14 protein-coding genes are annotated in these 15,643 nt (G+C 58.7%); 7 read left to right on the top strand and 7 right to left on the bottom strand.

Annotated elements, in window-relative coordinates:
• Positions 1-15 precede the first annotated feature (15 nt).
• Positions 16-795, top strand: coding sequence for an SDR family oxidoreductase (locus FE840_RS00930; protein ID WP_138288917.1), 780 nt, complete (start codon positions 16-18; stop codon positions 793-795).
• A gap of 72 nt (positions 796-867) precedes the next feature.
• Here FE840_RS00930 and FE840_RS00925 read toward each other — a convergent pair whose 3' ends face one another.
• On the bottom strand, positions 868-1,254 hold the full coding sequence (locus tag FE840_RS00925) for a hypothetical protein (protein ID WP_138288871.1): 387 nt from the start codon (positions 1,252-1,254) through the stop codon (positions 868-870).
• A 209-nt stretch (positions 1,255-1,463) separates the two neighbouring features.
• Here FE840_RS00925 and FE840_RS00920 point away from each other — a divergent pair, with 209 nt between their 5' ends.
• Positions 1,464-1,859: a response regulator gene (locus tag FE840_RS00920; protein ID WP_138288872.1), complete on the top strand. Its 396-nt coding sequence runs from the start codon at positions 1,464-1,466 to the stop codon at positions 1,857-1,859.
• Here the strand turns inward: FE840_RS00920 and FE840_RS00915 are convergent.
• Entirely contained in the window at positions 1,853-2,473 is a 621-nt protein-coding gene (locus tag FE840_RS00915) for a riboflavin synthase subunit alpha (protein WP_138288873.1), read from the bottom strand. The genes FE840_RS00920 and FE840_RS00915 overlap by 7 nt on opposite strands.
• A gap of 219 nt (positions 2,474-2,692) precedes the next feature.
• On the opposite strand from FE840_RS00915, the gene FE840_RS00910 reads away from it, so the two are divergent.
• The 4 genes from FE840_RS00910 to FE840_RS00895 all read left to right on the top strand — a co-directional run bounded on the left by FE840_RS00910 (position 2,693) and on the right by FE840_RS00895 (position 6,442).
• Positions 2,693-3,616: a 1-phosphofructokinase family hexose kinase gene (locus FE840_RS00910; RefSeq protein WP_138288874.1), complete on the top strand. Its 924-nt coding sequence runs from the start codon at positions 2,693-2,695 to the stop codon at positions 3,614-3,616.
• Positions 3,617-3,780: 164 nt separating this feature from the next.
• Positions 3,781-4,971: a tonB-system energizer ExbB gene (exbB, locus tag FE840_RS00905; protein ID WP_246318817.1), complete on the top strand. Its 1,191-nt coding sequence runs from the start codon at positions 3,781-3,783 to the stop codon at positions 4,969-4,971.
• A 5-nt stretch (positions 4,972-4,976) separates the two neighbouring features.
• Complete coding sequence (exbD, locus tag FE840_RS00900; protein ID WP_138288875.1) at positions 4,977-5,471, top strand: TonB system transport protein ExbD; 495 nt, start codon at positions 4,977-4,979, stop codon at positions 5,469-5,471.
• Entirely contained in the window at positions 5,468-6,442 is a 975-nt protein-coding gene (locus FE840_RS00895; protein WP_138288876.1) for an energy transducer TonB, read from the top strand. The genes exbD and FE840_RS00895 overlap by 4 nt, the downstream gene beginning before the upstream one ends.
• On the opposite strand, the gene FE840_RS00890 is transcribed toward FE840_RS00895, so the two are convergent.
• From FE840_RS00890 to FE840_RS00880, 3 genes are all read right to left on the bottom strand, one after another.
• Positions 6,429-7,961 carry a bifunctional aminoglycoside phosphotransferase/ATP-binding protein gene (locus tag FE840_RS00890; protein WP_138288877.1) on the bottom strand — a complete coding sequence of 511 codons (1,533 nt, stop codon included), beginning with the start codon at positions 7,959-7,961 and terminating at the stop codon, positions 6,429-6,431. The genes FE840_RS00895 and FE840_RS00890 overlap by 14 nt on opposite strands.
• A gap of 156 nt (positions 7,962-8,117) precedes the next feature.
• A complete protein-coding gene (amaB, locus tag FE840_RS00885) occupies positions 8,118-9,659 on the bottom strand; it encodes an L-piperidine-6-carboxylate dehydrogenase (protein ID WP_138288878.1) in 1,542 nt (513 codons plus the stop codon).
• A 35-nt stretch (positions 9,660-9,694) separates the two neighbouring features.
• Positions 9,695-10,978 carry an NAD(P)/FAD-dependent oxidoreductase gene (locus tag FE840_RS00880; RefSeq protein ID WP_138288879.1) on the bottom strand — a complete coding sequence of 428 codons (1,284 nt, stop codon included), beginning with the start codon at positions 10,976-10,978 and terminating at the stop codon, positions 9,695-9,697.
• 179 nt (positions 10,979-11,157) lie between these two features.
• Between FE840_RS00880 and FE840_RS00875 the strand changes: the two genes are divergently transcribed.
• A complete protein-coding gene (locus FE840_RS00875) occupies positions 11,158-12,066 on the top strand; it encodes a LysR family transcriptional regulator (protein WP_138288880.1) in 909 nt (302 codons plus the stop codon).
• 14 nt (positions 12,067-12,080) lie between these two features.
• On the opposite strand, the gene FE840_RS00870 is transcribed toward FE840_RS00875, so the two are convergent.
• Both FE840_RS00870 and FE840_RS00865 read right to left on the bottom strand, forming a co-directional pair.
• A complete protein-coding gene (locus FE840_RS00870; RefSeq protein ID WP_246318816.1) occupies positions 12,081-12,485 on the bottom strand; it encodes a DUF3307 domain-containing protein in 405 nt (134 codons plus the stop codon).
• 184 nt (positions 12,486-12,669) lie between these two features.
• Entirely contained in the window at positions 12,670-15,597 is a 2,928-nt protein-coding gene (locus FE840_RS00865) for an aminotransferase (RefSeq protein ID WP_138288882.1), read from the bottom strand.
• Positions 15,598-15,643 lie beyond the last annotated feature (46 nt).

Genomic DNA, 15,643 nt, shown 5'->3' with positions numbered 1-15,643 from the left:
GATGAACAAGTGACAATGAACCTTGAAGGCAAGACGGCTCTGGTAACCGGCGCCGGCTCCGGCATTGGGCGGGCGACCGCGTTGCGCCTGGCAAAAGACGGTGCATTTGTCGGGCTGTTGAGCCGGACTGAGGATGAGCTTGAGGAAACGCTACATGCGCTAAAGGAATGTGGCGGTCGCGGTCGGGTTTTGCTGGGTGACGTCGGCGAGGATCAGGATGTCCGGTCAGCTGTCAACGATCTGATTTCTGCTCGAGGGGCGCTCGATATCGTTGTGGCGAATGCCGGCATTAACGGGACCTGGGCGCCGATTGATGATCTGAAGCCTGAAGAGTTTGACAAGACGGTCTCGGTCAATCTTCGTGGGACCTATCTCACGCTTCACCACACGGTGCCCCAACTCAAGAAGAATGGCGGTTCGATTGTGGTGGTTGCATCCATCAACGGCACCCGCACATTCTCCTCGCCGGGCGCGACGGCCTATTCCGCCACGAAGGCCGCGCAAGTCGCCATGGTGCAGCAGCTGGCGCTTGAGCTTGGCCGCCACCGCATTCGGATCAATGCTGTCTGTCCCGGTGCCATCGATACGGAAATCGGGGACAATACCGATATTCGCAAGGCTGATGAAAGCGGCGTTTCCGTGGAGTGGCCGAATGGCGACATACCGTTGACCGGAGGAGAATCGGGTACTGCTGACGAGGTTGCTGATGTGATCGGTTTCCTGGTGTCGGATTTGGCGCGTCATGTGACGGGCAGCCCGATCTGGATTGATGGCGGGCAGAGCCTTCTTAGATAGGCCCCCTCATAAGCCAAGGCTTGCGCCGATGACGGTCGGCGCCAGCCCTTTTTGCATCAGACTGAACCTCGCTCAGGTCGAGCCTGGGGTCGAAGTGTAGGCGGCCGACACGGGATCGCTCGCTGGAAAGCTGTCTTCAATGCCTTCTTCGAGAGCGCTGCCGCCCCTTTGGTTCTTATCGGCACGTTCCTGTCTGACGCTCTGGACGGCGGGCGAGACATCATCGCCTGCATTCCGCTCATTTCCGGAAGCCTCGGACAGATCAAATGCAGCCAGCTGAAGCAAAACAACCCTGGCCTTCTGGACGGCATTCTCCTGTGTCAGGGAGCTGTCTTCCGTCTCGGCCATTTCCACCGTTACTGTCTCACCTCCGTCGCCGCTGAAGACGACGGTCACGCCTTTGCCTCGACCCTCTTTTTCATGGTTACCGTTTAAAACCTTCGTCCCGATGAGCTGCATTTTTCTTGCTCCTGACTTTGCTGTTTCAGTTGAGAAACGCTCGGTGCCGGTTCTCAGTTCCAGCAAGTGGCTTCGGAAGTCTCACCGATACAACTGGGGCAGATCGGACAAAATCTGTGTTAAGCCCCTGTTTACCATCATATTTAGTATTTTACTGAAATCTGAACAAATGTGCTGCGCATACGTTCTGGGGTCAAAGGAGATCAGCCATGCGAGCAGCAAAGCACCCACTGGCCATCGATACGATCCTCATCGTTGAGGACGATGTCTTCATTTCCATGGACGCCGCCGACGCCGTTGCCGGGGCCGGTGTGAACGTCATCACGGCCGAAACGGTCAGGGATGCGCTCGACATTCTCGAGAACGAGCATATCTCGGCTGCCATCCTCGATTTCAACGTACGCGATGGCGATGTGACCCCGGTCGTTCGGCAGTTGCGTCGTCTTGGAATTCCCTTCCGGATCGTATCCGGGTCGCCACTGAAAGAGATCGAAGCCAATGGGATTCCGCAGGAACTCTGCGCGCCAAAACCGGCCGATTACGTGAAGGTGCTGGCGTCTCTCATGTGTGATCGGCCCTGGACAAAGCTGCGTTCACGTCACTGATTGCGGCTCATCAGCCGTTCGAGGGTACGCTCGACGACATCGACCATTACCATGGTCTGGTGGTCGACCTCGATGTTCAGCCGGTCGCCCGGCTTGTAACGCGGAAAAGTCGTCTGGCGCAGTGTCTCGGGGATCAGATTGATGACAAATGTGTCATTCTCTGCCTCGGCCACAGTCAGACTTGCGCCGTTGACTGCAAGATAGCCGCGCTTGAATACATATTTCGCCCATTCTTCCGGAAGGCGGAAGGTAATGTGAGCGCCCGGCATCTCAAATTTTGCATCAACCAGTTCCGCCGTCGTCGCAATGTGACCGGCGATTGCATGGCCGCCATTCTCATCGTTCGGCTTTGCGGATCGCTCGATATTGACGACATCGCCTTCCTTCACGGAGCCGAGATTGGTTCGCTCCAGCGTCGCATCCATGGCATCAAAGGTCACGGTCGTTCCTGCGATCGAGGTGGCCGACAGGCAAACGCCCTCAACAGCCACGCTGCCGCCAATTTGCAGGTCGGTGAGCAGGCGTTCGGGAAAGTCGATGTGAAATTCGGTGTAGCCATCATGGCGGATGGTCTTCAGAACGGGTGCGATGGCCTGAACAATTCCGGTATACATACATGCTTCCTTGTGAACGACACGCCTTAGATAGTCGTCATCCTGTCAAAACCAATGGTCATCTGAAGTCCACAGTGTTTAGCATTCCCGCTCCAAAGGAACAGCATATCCATGTGGCGGTTCGAAACTCTGCGCAGTTGCCCTGACGAAGTTGCGCATTCTATATCTTCCATTCCGCCTTGTCGTCATTCCGTCACCTCCCATTCCTAGTGTCCCAGCATGTCAAAGATCCTTACCATCGCACTCAATCCTGCCATCGACATTTCCAGCGATGCAGAGACGGTCCGTCATACCCACAAGACACGGACACACAATCAGCAGCAGTTCCCCGGTGGCGGCGGCGTCAATGTCTCACGCGTCATTTCGGAGCTCGGTGGGCGCAGCGAACTGGTGTTCCTGTCCGGTGGAGCGACCGGTCAATTGCTGGAGGCCATGCTGAAGCCGCTGGCAATTGATGCCAGACCGGTGCCGATCCATGATCCCGTCCGGATTGCCTATGCGGTGCATGAAACCTCGACAAATCTGGAGTACCGTTTTGTTCCTGAGGGGCCGCTGGTCACTGACGAGGAACTTGCTCCTGTTTTCGAGATTATCAGGGACGCGCAGGCGCAATACATCGTTGCCAGCGGGAGCCTGCCGCGCGGTGTTGCCAATGACACCTATGTAAAGATTGCCGAGATTGCCCGAGAGACGGGATCGAAGCTGATCCTTGATACCTCGGGCGCTGCGCTCACGATGACGCTTGATCGCGGGCAGGTCTTCCTGGTCAAACCGAGCCTTGGCGAGATTGAGGCATGCCTTGGGTTCAAGCTTGACCATGACAGTGTTGGCCCTGCGGCCCAGGAGATTGTCCGCCGCGGCAGTGCGAGACACATCGCGGTGTCCCTTGGAGGAGACGGCGCAATCCTGGTGTCCGAGGATCGGATCATTCGCGCTCCGGCCATCCCCGTTGCGGTGCAGTCTGCCGTTGGCGCCGGAGACAGCTTTGTTGCCGGTATGACTTGGTCGCTGGCCGCCGGCCAAGGAATTGAGGAGGCTTTCCGCTTTGGAATGGCAGCAGGCGCGGCTGCAGTCATGACTGCGGGGACGGAGCTTTGCCGCCGACAGGATGTGCTTGACCTGTACCGCGCGGCTGAGGCCTGACATCGCTGCAGGCTCCATCAAACATGAGTTAATTTTTCTTATTTTCGCGCTTTGGTGACGATAATTACTTGTCTTGAATACTCATGTTTATTATGGGGTGGGACTACAACCAAGACCTCCTTCGCCGGGGTCTATTCCGACAGTCCTCACCCAAGGAGCCGTCAGTGTTGCTCACATCCATGGGACGTTCCATTCGCTTGTTTGGATTCCTCTCCCTGATCCTGATTTTTGCTGGCGCAAGTCAGGCGCAGGAGAATACGGGTCCGGCAACGTCTGCTCCCGATGCCTCTACCACTCTAGTCTCGCCGGATCTTGCAAGACCTCAGGGAGCGAACAGCGTAGACGCCGCGCCGGTGGTAGGCGCACCCGCATCCGTATCGCCTGCTGCGGCTTCTGCATCTCCTGTCGTTGCTGCACCAGCGGCTACACAGAGACTGATCGGTCAACAGAGTGCTGATCCCGTGGCTCAACCGAGTGCCGGAGTTGAGGACCCTGCTGCTTCGGGCACGGCAACTGCTGGTCCGGTTTCAACTGGGGTAGCGCCTGTATCCGCCGATGAGACGGCTGTTCGCGCCGCGAACGTTGAGGCCGGCGCCGCTCCTGAAGACACCGCATCGGCTGCATCTGCGGCCCATGGCATACACGATCTTTCCCCCTATGGCATGTATATGGCTGCTGACTGGGTGGTGAAGGCGGTCATGATCTCGCTTGCCGTCGCCTCGGTGCTGACCTGGACCGTTTGGCTTGCCAAGTCCCTGCATCTTTTTGGCGCGCGGGGCAGGGCAAAGCGTGGTCTGCGTGCTGTCGTGAAGGCCCGGACGCTGGATGAGGTCATGGATCAGCTCGGCCAACGTGGTGGTGTCGTCGCCACCATGGTTCGCGCCGCGAAGCGTGAAGTGACGATGTCGGATGCCGCCATCGATCAGGCTGGCGGCAGCGGTGTCAAGGAACGTGTTGCCTCAGCCCTCGGTCGCATCGAGGCCGCTGCCGGTCGCAACATGTCGAAGGGCACGGGCGTCTTGGCCAGCATTGGCTCGACTGCGCCTTTTGTCGGCCTGTTCGGTACGGTTTGGGGCATCATGAATTCCTTCATCGGCATCGCCGAAACACAGACAACCAACCTTGCCGTTGTTGCGCCAGGTATCGCGGAAGCTTTGCTTGCCACCGCGATTGGCCTTGTGGCCGCTATTCCAGCCGTCATCTTCTACAATCAGTTTGCGCGTTCCGTGACCGGCTATCGCCAGTTGATTGCCGATGCGGGCGCCGGCATCGAACGGCTTGTCAGTCGCGATCTCGATTTCCGCAAGAATGGGCAACGTCATCAGCGTGACACTGCTCCTGTTGCTGCGGAGTAAAGACGATGGCTGGTGGCATTCGGGAAAACTCGGGCGACGATCTGCCAGAAAACCACGAGATCAACGTGACGCCGTTCATCGATGTCATGCTTGTTCTGCTCATCATCTTCATGGTGGCAGCGCCGTTGTCGACGGTCGATGTGAATGTGGACCTCCCGGCCTCATCGGCAGAGCCTGCGCAGCGTCCGGACGAGCCGGTCTATGTGACCTTGAAACCGGATCTGACTCTCGCCATTGGCAACGATCCAGTGGCGCGCGAGCAGCTTGGCGTCGAGGTCGAGCGGGCGACCGGCGGCAACAAGGATGCCCGGATCTTCTTGCGGGCTGACAAGGCGGTCGACTACGGCAGCTTCATGGAGGTCATGAACCTTCTGCGCAATGCAGGCTATCTCAAGATCGCCCTGGTTGGTCTGGAGGCTTTGCCGACCCCGGTTGCTACCGGCTCCGACGAGGGCAGCACGGAGACCTCAGCGGAGGCGGTTGTGGAGCCGCAGCCATGACAGAGGGCGGACTTATCCGGTCGCGTGCTGGGGTCGTCGGCGAATGGGCACTGTGGACGAGCGCCGCTTTTCTTGTTTTTGCCGCCCATGCCGGGGCCGTGGCCTTTCTGATGCGCGAGCCGGCGATGGAAGCGGCTGACAGTGGCTCACCGCCGGCAATCATGATCGAGCTTGCGCCGGTGCCCGAGGCAATCAACACTGAAGAGACAGATATTGCTCCGGATACGGTTGATGCCGAGGAGGTGCAGACGGCATCTGTGGAGCCGCAACCTTTGCCACCGGAACCGGAAGAACTGCCTCTTCCGGAGCCAATTGAACCGGTGGCGGAGCCGATTGTCGAGCCCGAGGTGGCGGAAGTGCCACCCGAACCGATCATCGAACCTGAGCCTACACCGGAGCCTCTTCCAGAACCTGTTGTTCAGCCGGAGCCACAGCCAGAACCTGTGGATCCGATCGAGCAGATGGTGATGGCCGCTCTCGAAAACGTCGAAGTGCCGATCCCGACCGCGCGACCGACACCTCCAAAGCCAACCGTTGAAAAGAAGCCTGAGCCGAAGAAGGTTGAGCGCCAGCAACGGCCCAAGCGTGCCGAAGCGCCAGCCTCGCAGGCCGCCCGTCAGGCCAAGGCGGAAGTAACACAGTCCAACCGGAATGCTGCCTCAGCGAACGCGGCTGGAGCGAGCAGCAATGTCAGTCCGGCACGCTGGCAGTCCCGTCTGATGTCGCATCTGGAGCGTCGCAAACGCTACCCCTCCGCTGCGCGTGCCAATCGTGAAGAGGGGACGGTCTATGTTCGTTTCCGGATTGACGATTCCGGCAACGTCCTTTCTGTTTCCCTTTCGCGTTCCTCTGGTTACCCGACGCTCGACAATGCGGTGCTCGACATGGTGCGTCGGGCGTCGCCGGTGCCGGCGCCACCTCCCGGTGCCAACAAGACGATCACTGCACCGGTGCGTTTCAACATCCGCTGACAGTGACGGAGCGGAGGATGTCCCGGCCCACATCCTCCATTGCGCGGGACGCGTCAACGCGCGTCCAGCCCATTTCGCCGATGTCCTTGGACAATTGCTTTTCAAGAACGTCCAGATCCGCATCCGATACGCCCTTCGGGCGCACCTTGACGCGTTTGATGAGTGTTTGCCTGTCGACATCCAGCCAGAAGCCGTGCAGGACAATGCCATGATCCAGCGCGGCCTGTTCGATCATTTGGCGGTCTTCGGGCCTGTCGAAGACGGCATTGACGATGACAGCCGCACCACCTGACGCCGCCTCGATGCTGCGTCTGACAAGATCGCCATAAACCCTGGCGGAGACTTCCGGCTGATAAGCCTGAAGAGGTAGCTTCTCGCGGGGTGGGGTCCCAAACATCGCTTTGCGGATCCTGTCGCTTTCCTGGATGCGGGCGCCGGGCGGCAAGCCGAGCTTCGGGGCCAAATGTTCCGCCAGCGTCGATTTACCGGAGCCGCTGAGACCTCCAAGCGCGATCAGAACGGGTTGCTGTTTCTTCAAGAGATCGGACGCCAGATCAACATAGCTGACTGCAGATGCGGTCAAAGAGCCGTCGTGGTCACCATCTTCCTCTATGCGCGTACCTGTGACATGGGCGCGGATGGCCGCGCGTACTGCCATGAAGAAGGGGAGGAGCGCCAGGCCGATTTCCTCGTCTGTGCGGTCGAGGTACCGGTTCATCACGATATTGGCAAAGTGCTTCTCGCCGCCGTGCCAGAGATCCATCAGCAGGAAAGCGAGATCGTAAAGAGTGTCGATGGTTGCGATCTTGTCGTTGAAATCGATGCAATCGAACATGCGCGGGCCATCTGCGCCAAAAAAGAGGTTACGCAAATGCAGATCGCCGTGGCAGAGACGCACGCAGCCGTGTGTCTCGCGCTGATTGAGCAGTGTGGCGTGTTGATCCAGCATCTGGCGAAAGCGCCGATTCAAGGCCTCAATGACGGCGTCATCGAAGACATGACTGGTCTGAAAGCCGGCCTCGTTGATTGCCAGGACACCCGCGATGTTTGCTGCTCCCCCTTCGGTGTGCATGATGGGTGCAGTCTTGTGGAAGGCGATGATGCGATCTGCCGTCTCCTCCATGATCGCAGTGGTCAGACGATGGTCCGCAGCCATGCGATCGAAGAGATCACGTTGATCGAACCGCAGCATTTCGACAACGAAATCGACTGGTTCACCGGAGCCTTCGAACACAAGGCTGCCATCTCGGCTCCGGGTAATCCGACGGATCGCGCGATAGATTTCAGGCGCTGCCCGACCGTTGAGCTCAAGCTCCCGCTGGCAGTAATGGCGCCTCAAGTCAGGGGTGGAGAAATCCGCATAGGGTAGTTTCACCGCACGCTTCAGCTTGAACGCCCGATCTCCCACAAGGAATACCACGGAGATATGGGTTTCGATCACTTCGACCTTATCGGTTGCACCATAGGTCGATGGGTCAGACAGAAAGCGGATGACCTCGGATTGATCCTCAAGCTGCATTCTGCCTCCGGTCGCGTCGGGATTACCGTTGTCGTTAAAACGACAGGGTTAGTCTTCCTGATTTACAGGCCGATGACCAGAGTAAGCGTTGTGGGAGGCGGTGACACCTTGGTCGAAGGGCCGGCGAAGCGCCTTGCTGCGCCAGCCCTGACTGGCTCAACCGATATCGAACTTGACACCTTGGGCGAGTGGCAGGGTGCGACCAAAATTGATCGTGTTGGTCGCCCGCCGCATATAGGCCTTCCAGGCATCCGAGCCGGACTCGCGCCCGCCGCCCGTTTCCTTTTCGCCACCAAAGGCACCGCCGATTTCGGCGCCTGACGGACCGATGTTGACGTTGGCGATGCCGCAGTCGGAGCCACGGTCGGAGACGAAAGCTTCCGCTTCACGAATGTCATTTGTGAAGACAGAAGAGGAGAGACCCTGCGGAACGGCATTGTTCATGGCCAGCGCGTCATCGAAGTCCTTGTACTTCATCACATAAAGGATCGGGGCAAAGGTCTCCTCGATTACCGGACCGGTTTGTTCGGGCATTTCCACAAGCGCCGGGCGAACATAGTATGCATCGGCCAGTTCACTGTCGTGAACACGCTCGCCGCCGGCTACCTTGCCACCGGCAGCTCTGGCGGCTTCCAGTGCGCTCTGCATGCGATCAAAGGCACCCTTGTCGACCAGCGGGCCAATCAGCGTGCCGGCTTCGAGGGGATTGCCGATCTTCACCGAGCCATAGGCCTTGATCAGGCTTGGCACCAGCGCATCATAGACGCTCTCGTGAACGAAGAGGCGGCGAAGGCTGGTGCAGCGCTGACCGGCTGTACCCATGGCAGAGAAGGCAACGCCGCGCAGAGTAAGATCGAGGTCGGCGGTCGGGCCAACAATCGCAGCATTGTTGCCACCTAGTTCCAGAATGCTGCGACCGAAGCGGGCTGCAACGCGCGGGCCAACGGCGCGTCCCATGGCGGTCGAGCCGGTCGCCGAAACAAGTGCCACTTTCGGGTGATCCACCAGGATCTCGCCGATGTCACGACCGCCGATCAGGAGGGTCGAAAGATTCGACGGTGCCGATCCGCCTTCTGCCACATAGCGCTTCAGGGCTTTTTCAAAAATGGCCTGCGTGGCAATCGCAGTCAGCGGCGTCTTTTCCGATGGCTTCCAAACCGTCGGATTGCCGCAAACGATGGCGAGCGCTGCATTCCAGGACCAGACAGCGACCGGAAAGTTGAAGGCGGAGATAATGCCGGTGACGCCCAAGGGATGCCAGGTTTCCATCATCCGGTGTTCGGAGCGTTCTGTGGCGATGGTCAGGCCATAAAGCTGGCGAGACAGACCGACTGCAAAGTCACAGATGTCGATCATTTCCTGGACTTCGCCCAGGCCTTCCGACGTGACCTTACCGACTTCCAGCGAGACCAGGCGACCGAGATCGTCCTTGGCTGCACGCAATTCTTCGCCCAGAAGGCGGATCAGTTCGCCGCGCTTCGGCGCGGGGACGAGGCGCCATTCGAGAAAGGCCTGATGGGCCGCTTCCAAAGCCTTGGTGGCGTCTGTGTTGGAAATTTCCGAGACTTTCGCAATTGTTTCGCCAGTAATCGGGCTGCGAACCGCAAGGCTGCCGCCGTTGAGGCTTGCCGCATCAACGCCGAATTTTGCCATGAGCGTAGCAACTTCGGGGGCGAGTTTCAGATTGGCGAGTGTCATTGTGATGGTCCCTTATTGTCTTTGTGCTTGTTGTCTCAAATCCTCGCACCGGCGAGGTGTGCGATTTGGGAGCCAGCCTCGTACCACGCTTCCTTCAGGCTGCGGAAGGGTGGCTCCTTTGGATCAGTGAGTGGCAGGGGCAGTTCGTCCTCAGCAATCTGACCCAGGATATGACGGGCAATCGTCTTGCCGAACACCGTTCCCGGCGCGATGCCGCGACCATTATAGCCGGAAAAGCCGATGATATTGTCCGCGAAGCGATGAAAGCGGGGCAAGGCATTGGTCGTCATGCCGATCTGCCCGTACCATTCACTTTCAAACGCGACCTCTCCCAGTTGCGGGAAAATCGATCGCAGAGCCCGCCTTGCCCATGCGGTATGAACAGCATGTCCCGTTCCCCGCAGCGCACCGACACTGCCAAAGACCAGGCGTCCGGCGTGATCCATGCGGAAGGACGAGAGGATTTCCTTCGTGTCCCAGCAGCCCTGGCGTTCATGCAGGATGGATTTGCGCAGGTTGTCGCCGAGGGGGGCTGTGGCCAGATTGAAATAGGGGAGGTGTACCTGCTCCTGCCGAACCTCGGCGAACGGGCCATGGCTATAGGCATCCGTGGCCACCACGATCCAATCTGCCTCAACTGTACCCGATGGCGTTGTCACGCGCCATCCGGTCGCCGTGCGGTCATAGCCTGTAACAGGGCTCATCGTGCAGATGGTCGCGCCAGCACCGATTGCGGCGGCTGCGAGCCCGCGGACATAGGCGAGCGGCTGCAATGTCCCGGCTCGTCGATCCATGAGCGCTCCGCGATAGGCTGTTGTGCCGATTTTGCCCTCGGTTTCAGTCGCGTCCAGGATTTCGACAGGAGCGCCGCGCCGCTGCCACTGTTCGGCGCGGGCTTCGATCTCCTTCAGACCGGCATCGCCGACAGCGCAATGGAGCGTTCCCTGGCGTTCAAGCTCGCAGGCAATCTGGTGGCGCTCGATCAGTTCCATCACGACCGACGGGCCGTTGCCGAGAAGCTCCAGCAGGCGCTCACCGTAAACTGGACCCAATTCGCCGGGAAGGTCATCGGGCATGACCCACATGCCCGCATTGATCAGCCCCACATTTCTGCCGGCACCACCAAAACCGATCTCCTTGGCCTCAAGCACGATCACGCGGCTTCCGGCTTCCGCAAGATGCAGGGCGCAGGAAAGGCCGGTATAGCCTGCGCCGATGATGACGACGTCTGCGCTTTGAGCCTCTTCGAGCACGGCGGTGGTCGGTGCTGGCGGTGCCGTCTTTTCCCAAAGTCCGTGGGAACGGGGATCGTTCTGCATGTTGTTGGCCTCGGAAAGGGCAATGTTCTCGGCCGTGTCACGACCGGCACGGCAGCCATTGAAGGTGACAGAGCTTCAACTCAGGTCATTCCTTCTCGTACGACCTTGCGAAGTCTAGAAGACCAAAATAAGCGTTACCAGCGATAAAAACTCAATAGGTCATTCCAAAGAGGTATGACATGCTGCCCGCTCGACGCTTTCTGCCATCACTCTCGTTGTTGACCGCATTTGAGGCTGCAGCCCGCACCGGCAGCGTCACGGCTGCCGCTCGCGAGCTTGATCTGACCCAGAGTGCGGTCAGCCGCCAGATCAAGGCGCTGGAGGAGCAGTTGGGTGTTACATTATTTTACAGGGAGCGGCAGACAATCCGGCTCACTGTGGCCGGCGACAGCTATGCGCGGGAAATCCGGGAAGCGCTTCGGCGGATTTCCAATGCCTCTCTCAATCTCAGAGCCAATCCGCAGGGAGGTTCGCTCAACCTCGCGATCCTTCCGACCTTCGGAGCACGGTGGCTGGCGCCGCGGCTTGGGCAGTTTCTGGTGGCCAATCCGGGCATCACCATCAATCTGGTGACGCGTCTGTCGCCCTTCGATTTCAGGCTCGATTCGATTGATGCAGCCATTCATTTCGGCGAGCCCGTGTGGCCGGGTGCCCAGCTGACATTCCTGATGCGCGAAACGACTATTCCCGCCTGCAGTCCGAGTTTCAAGGCTGCACACGGAATCGAAAAGCCGGAGGATATGTTGAGGGTGCCGCTCCTCCACCTCACGACACGCCCTGACGCCTGGGAAAAATGGCTTCGAGAAAATCGGGTTCCGTTTGAGAGTGTGCATGGCATGCTTTTTGACCAGTTCGCAACAGCATCGCAGGCGGCGATGGGAGGGCTTGGCGTTGCGCTTCTGCCGGTTTTTCTCATTCAGGAGGAGATGCGGCGCGGTGAGCTTGTCGCTGCCGTTGATCGCGAAATCGAGAGTGATCAACGCTACTATCTGGCCTTTCCGAAAGACCGGGCCGAGTACCCGCCGCTCGTCACGTTTCGAACCTGGTTGGACAGTGCATTAACGGAAGCCCGGTCAACCGTGCCCTGACCGCCACCTCCTGCTCAGCTTACTGTCTTGCCCAAAGACGCCGCAATCGTCGCGGCAAAAGCCAGATGCGTCAGGTGATGCAGCGTCTGATCCGTGCCAAACAGCCACCAATAGGCGCGCCGATCCGCGGTCAGTCCATAGGATATCTTGGTAACGGCTTTCGCACGATCAATGACGAAGTGCACGATGAAGTCCACGATTGCCAGCCACGCCAGGTGTGGCGCAAATATTAGGCAAATCGAAAGCGTTAGGGCTGCATGGATTGCGGCATGAGCCGCTAATGGCAGCAGCCAGTCGGTCTTACTTTCCTTGCCGCTGGCCATCCACCTTGTCTGCAGAAAAAAGTCACCCAAGAGCTGTTTAAGTATGAAAATCAAAACACATAGCGTGGTTAAGTGGCTTGCTGATACTTCCGTCACTTCCGGTATTCCCATTTTCCAGCAGGACCTGCTGTCTGGGATGCAGATAAGCTCTTTGCTTCAATTGAGGAAAGAACCTGTTTCAGGTTCCTTCACGCGGGGTTTGCGAGCGGTTTAAGCCTAGTTTCAATTTCGGCTCTTGCCGTTAGCGAAAACACAGTAAGCCGCGCTCTGCCAATTCATGTTACCAGCCCTCCAAAAGCACCTTTTCGAGCATGTCGACGAAGAAATCGGCACTTTCAATCGAAAGACAGAGAGGCGGCTTTATTTTCAGAACGTTAAGGTGGTCGCCGGTGGGTTGCATGATGACGCCGAGATCCAGCAGCCTGTTGCAGATTGCGGTTGTTTCCTGTGTTGCTGGCTCAAGAGTTTGGCGATTGCGGACGAATTCAAGACCCAGGTAAAGCCCCATGCCGTGCACAGCGCCGACGATCGGAAACTGATCAATCAGGCCTTCCAGCCGATACTTGAGATGGTCGCCTACCGTCCTCGCATTTTCCTGCAACTGCTCATCTGCCATGACGTCGAGAACTGTCATCCCAACAGCAGAGCTGACCGGGCTGCCGCCGGAGGAGGAGAAGAAGTAGCCCTCGCGTTCAAGGCTGTCAGCGATATCGCGACGCGTGATGACTGCTCCGAGCGGATGGCCGTTGCCCATGCCTTTGGCGACCGTGATGATGTCCGGGATGACCCCCTGGTGTTCGAAACCCCAGAAGTGGTGACCAAGTCTGCCATAGCCGATCTGGACTTCATCGGCGATGCACAGACCGCCTCTGTCCCTCACGCGCGCATAGACTTCGGACAGATATCCTTTTGGCAGGACAATCCCGCCGGCATTGCCATAGACGCTTTCGGCGATGAAGCCCGCAAGACCTTCACCCACGGCCTCGATTTCGGCAAGCTTCTGGGCGACCGCCGCAACGTAATCCGCAGTGGTATCCTCGCCGCGAAATCTGCCCCGATAGGTATTTGGCGAAAGCACCGGACGCACCCAACCAGGTCTTGTTTCCAAGGCATTCGGGTTGTCAGCAATGGATGTCGATACGGCATCGCTTGCCACTGTCCAGCCATGATAGGCTTCCAGCAGGCTCAGGATGTTCCGATGTCCGGTATGGGCCCAGGCGAGGCGCAGCGCGAGATCGACGGCTTCCGATCCGCTATTCACGAGAAAGACCGTATCGAGGCCATCCGGTGCAAGACTGGCCAGCCGCTCCGAGAATTCCGCTACCGCTGCGTAATGAAAACGCGAATTTGTATTGAGCATCGACCATTGGCGGCCGATAGCAGCGGACAGGCGCGGGTGGCCATGGCCAAGGATCGTCACATTGTTGACCATATCGAGATAGGCACGCCCCTCGACACTGAACATGTGTTCCTTCCAGCCGCGCTCAAATTGCGGCGGATGGCCGTAATAATGCTTCTGTGAGGCGGCGAAGTTCTGCTGCCGCTTGGCGAGGAGCGCTGCTGTTTCCGGTGCGGGGGCCTCCACCGGGAAGCCGAGGACGACTGCAGGGGAGGGGCAAAGCATCTGCCAGACATGGGCATGTTGCGGCTTGGCGAAAAGCGGCGGGACCAGGTCGATGTCGCGGCAGAGTTGCAAACGCAAACCGCCAATGCCGCCCACCGGGCCTGCGATCTGACCGAGCCGGTCACCGGCAGCAACGGTGCCGCCTTCCTCTATCTCACAGTCAATCCCGTCGACATGGATCGACAGGTCTTTTCCAACCAGGATGACATGATGGCCATCACGCAAGACGGTGGCATCAAAAGGTGCAATCGCTTCTGTGCCACCAATCAGGCATATGTCGACATGAAGCGCAAATGTTGCGGGTGGTTGAGGCGCGCGCAGGCGGGTGTAGCTCAGCCTATATTCCCCGTAGCGGGTGGACGCGGTACCTGTGTCGCTCGCGGCTCTGGCCAATGCTTTCCAGTCAATTTCGCGGTCGGCCCAATTGTCCTCCACGAATTCGGCGCTTGTGCTGCTGAGATCGGTCAGACGGATGTCTGACGGTGCAAGCGACGGCAAGAGGGGACCGCTGATGACGGTTTCGATCGGACCTAGCTCAAAGCCGGCAGCATCCAGGATTGCTGTTTCCATGAGCGAAAAGGGAACCGAAGTGACGACAGCAAAAATTTCGCGCTCATGGGCGGCATTGCCGAGCACATAGTCGTTGTCGGGATCGATCGACAATTGCTGTTCAGAACTTGCCACCAGGATACCGGCGCGGGCGACGATCAGGGGCCACAGTGCCTTCAGTTCAGGCTCTGTCAGCGGGTAATGCTGGTGGAAGGCCTTCACCGCGGGCAAGATCACAAAGGGGTCGCCATCCGCGTGGTGCAGAAGCGCTGCGCAAGTAACTGCAAGTTCCGCGACGAGCCAGCCCTCCATCACATCACCGAAGTCGATGACGCTGTCCGGTATCAGGCGTCCGTGTTCGCTGTGATGGCTGACGATATTGTCATCGGTGATGTCATGATGAACCGCCTGAACCCGCAATTGTGATGTCAAAGGCTGCAGGCGCTTGACCGTCACGATCATCGCCTTGGCAATGGTATCGCGTCGTTCTTGGTCGCTGATTGATTTCAGCAGATGCAAGGCAACAGGGCCGGCGCGCCGCAAGTCCCATTGGATCTCGCGGACGAGACCGGGATGGCGAAAATCAGACAACCCCTTTGCCGTCTTTGCGGCAAGCTCGCCAAAGGCTGCGATTACCTCCGGTGCCAGGTACTTGTGCTGGGTCAGTGGTTCGCCATCAAGATAGGAGAGGACCCGGGCGCGATAGGACTGGCCGTTGATTTCGACTGTAATGATCTCTTGGCCGCTCAGGGCCGGGACCGGCTGGGGCACCCTGATATCCGCCACGCGGTTGCTAAGATGCTGCATGGCCGCGTTCTGTGCCTCAAGCTCCGCAAGGCCATATTCCGGCTGGCAAATCTTGAGGACAAATCGACCGGTCTCTGTGGTGATACGGAAATTCCGGTCCTGCTGGCTCCCCAGCTCCTCGATCTCGCCCGCAAGACCAAAATACTCCCGCAGCACGTCGGCTGCATCCTGGTCAGAAACATCTGGCCGGGGCAGTCTCGTGCGGTTGAGGAGCGTATCTGCGGCCATGTTCGTCCCCCTAGAGAATCATGTCCGGCGAGATTAGCAGAGCATA

It is taken from the genome of Peteryoungia desertarenae (assembly GCF_005860795.2).
Lineage (GTDB): Bacteria > Pseudomonadota > Alphaproteobacteria > Rhizobiales > Rhizobiaceae > Allorhizobium > Allorhizobium desertarenae.
This window is presented reverse-complemented; position numbering and strand designations above follow the sequence as displayed.

Coding starts and splice junctions, on each gene's coding strand:
- FE840_RS00930 (WP_138288917.1), top strand. CDS start 16: ATGAACCTTGAAGGCAAGACGGCTCTGGTAACCGGCGCCGGCTCCGGC.
- FE840_RS00925 (WP_138288871.1), bottom strand. CDS start 1,254: ATGCAGCTCATCGGGACGAAGGTTTTAAACGGTAACCATGAAAAAGAG.
- FE840_RS00920 (WP_138288872.1), top strand. CDS start 1,464: ATGCGAGCAGCAAAGCACCCACTGGCCATCGATACGATCCTCATCGTT.
- FE840_RS00915 (WP_138288873.1), bottom strand. CDS start 2,473: ATGTATACCGGAATTGTTCAGGCCATCGCACCCGTTCTGAAGACCATC.
- FE840_RS00910 (WP_138288874.1), top strand. CDS start 2,693: ATGTCAAAGATCCTTACCATCGCACTCAATCCTGCCATCGACATTTCC.
- exbD (WP_138288875.1), top strand. CDS start 4,977: ATGGCTGGTGGCATTCGGGAAAACTCGGGCGACGATCTGCCAGAAAAC.
- FE840_RS00895 (WP_138288876.1), top strand. CDS start 5,468: ATGACAGAGGGCGGACTTATCCGGTCGCGTGCTGGGGTCGTCGGCGAA.
- FE840_RS00890 (WP_138288877.1), bottom strand. CDS start 7,961: ATGCAGCTTGAGGATCAATCCGAGGTCATCCGCTTTCTGTCTGACCCA.
- amaB (WP_138288878.1), bottom strand. CDS start 9,659: ATGACACTCGCCAATCTGAAACTCGCCCCCGAAGTTGCTACGCTCATG.
- FE840_RS00880 (WP_138288879.1), bottom strand. CDS start 10,978: ATGCAGAACGATCCCCGTTCCCACGGACTTTGGGAAAAGACGGCACCG.
- FE840_RS00875 (WP_138288880.1), top strand. CDS start 11,158: ATGCTGCCCGCTCGACGCTTTCTGCCATCACTCTCGTTGTTGACCGCA.
- FE840_RS00865 (WP_138288882.1), bottom strand. CDS start 15,597: ATGGCCGCAGATACGCTCCTCAACCGCACGAGACTGCCCCGGCCAGAT.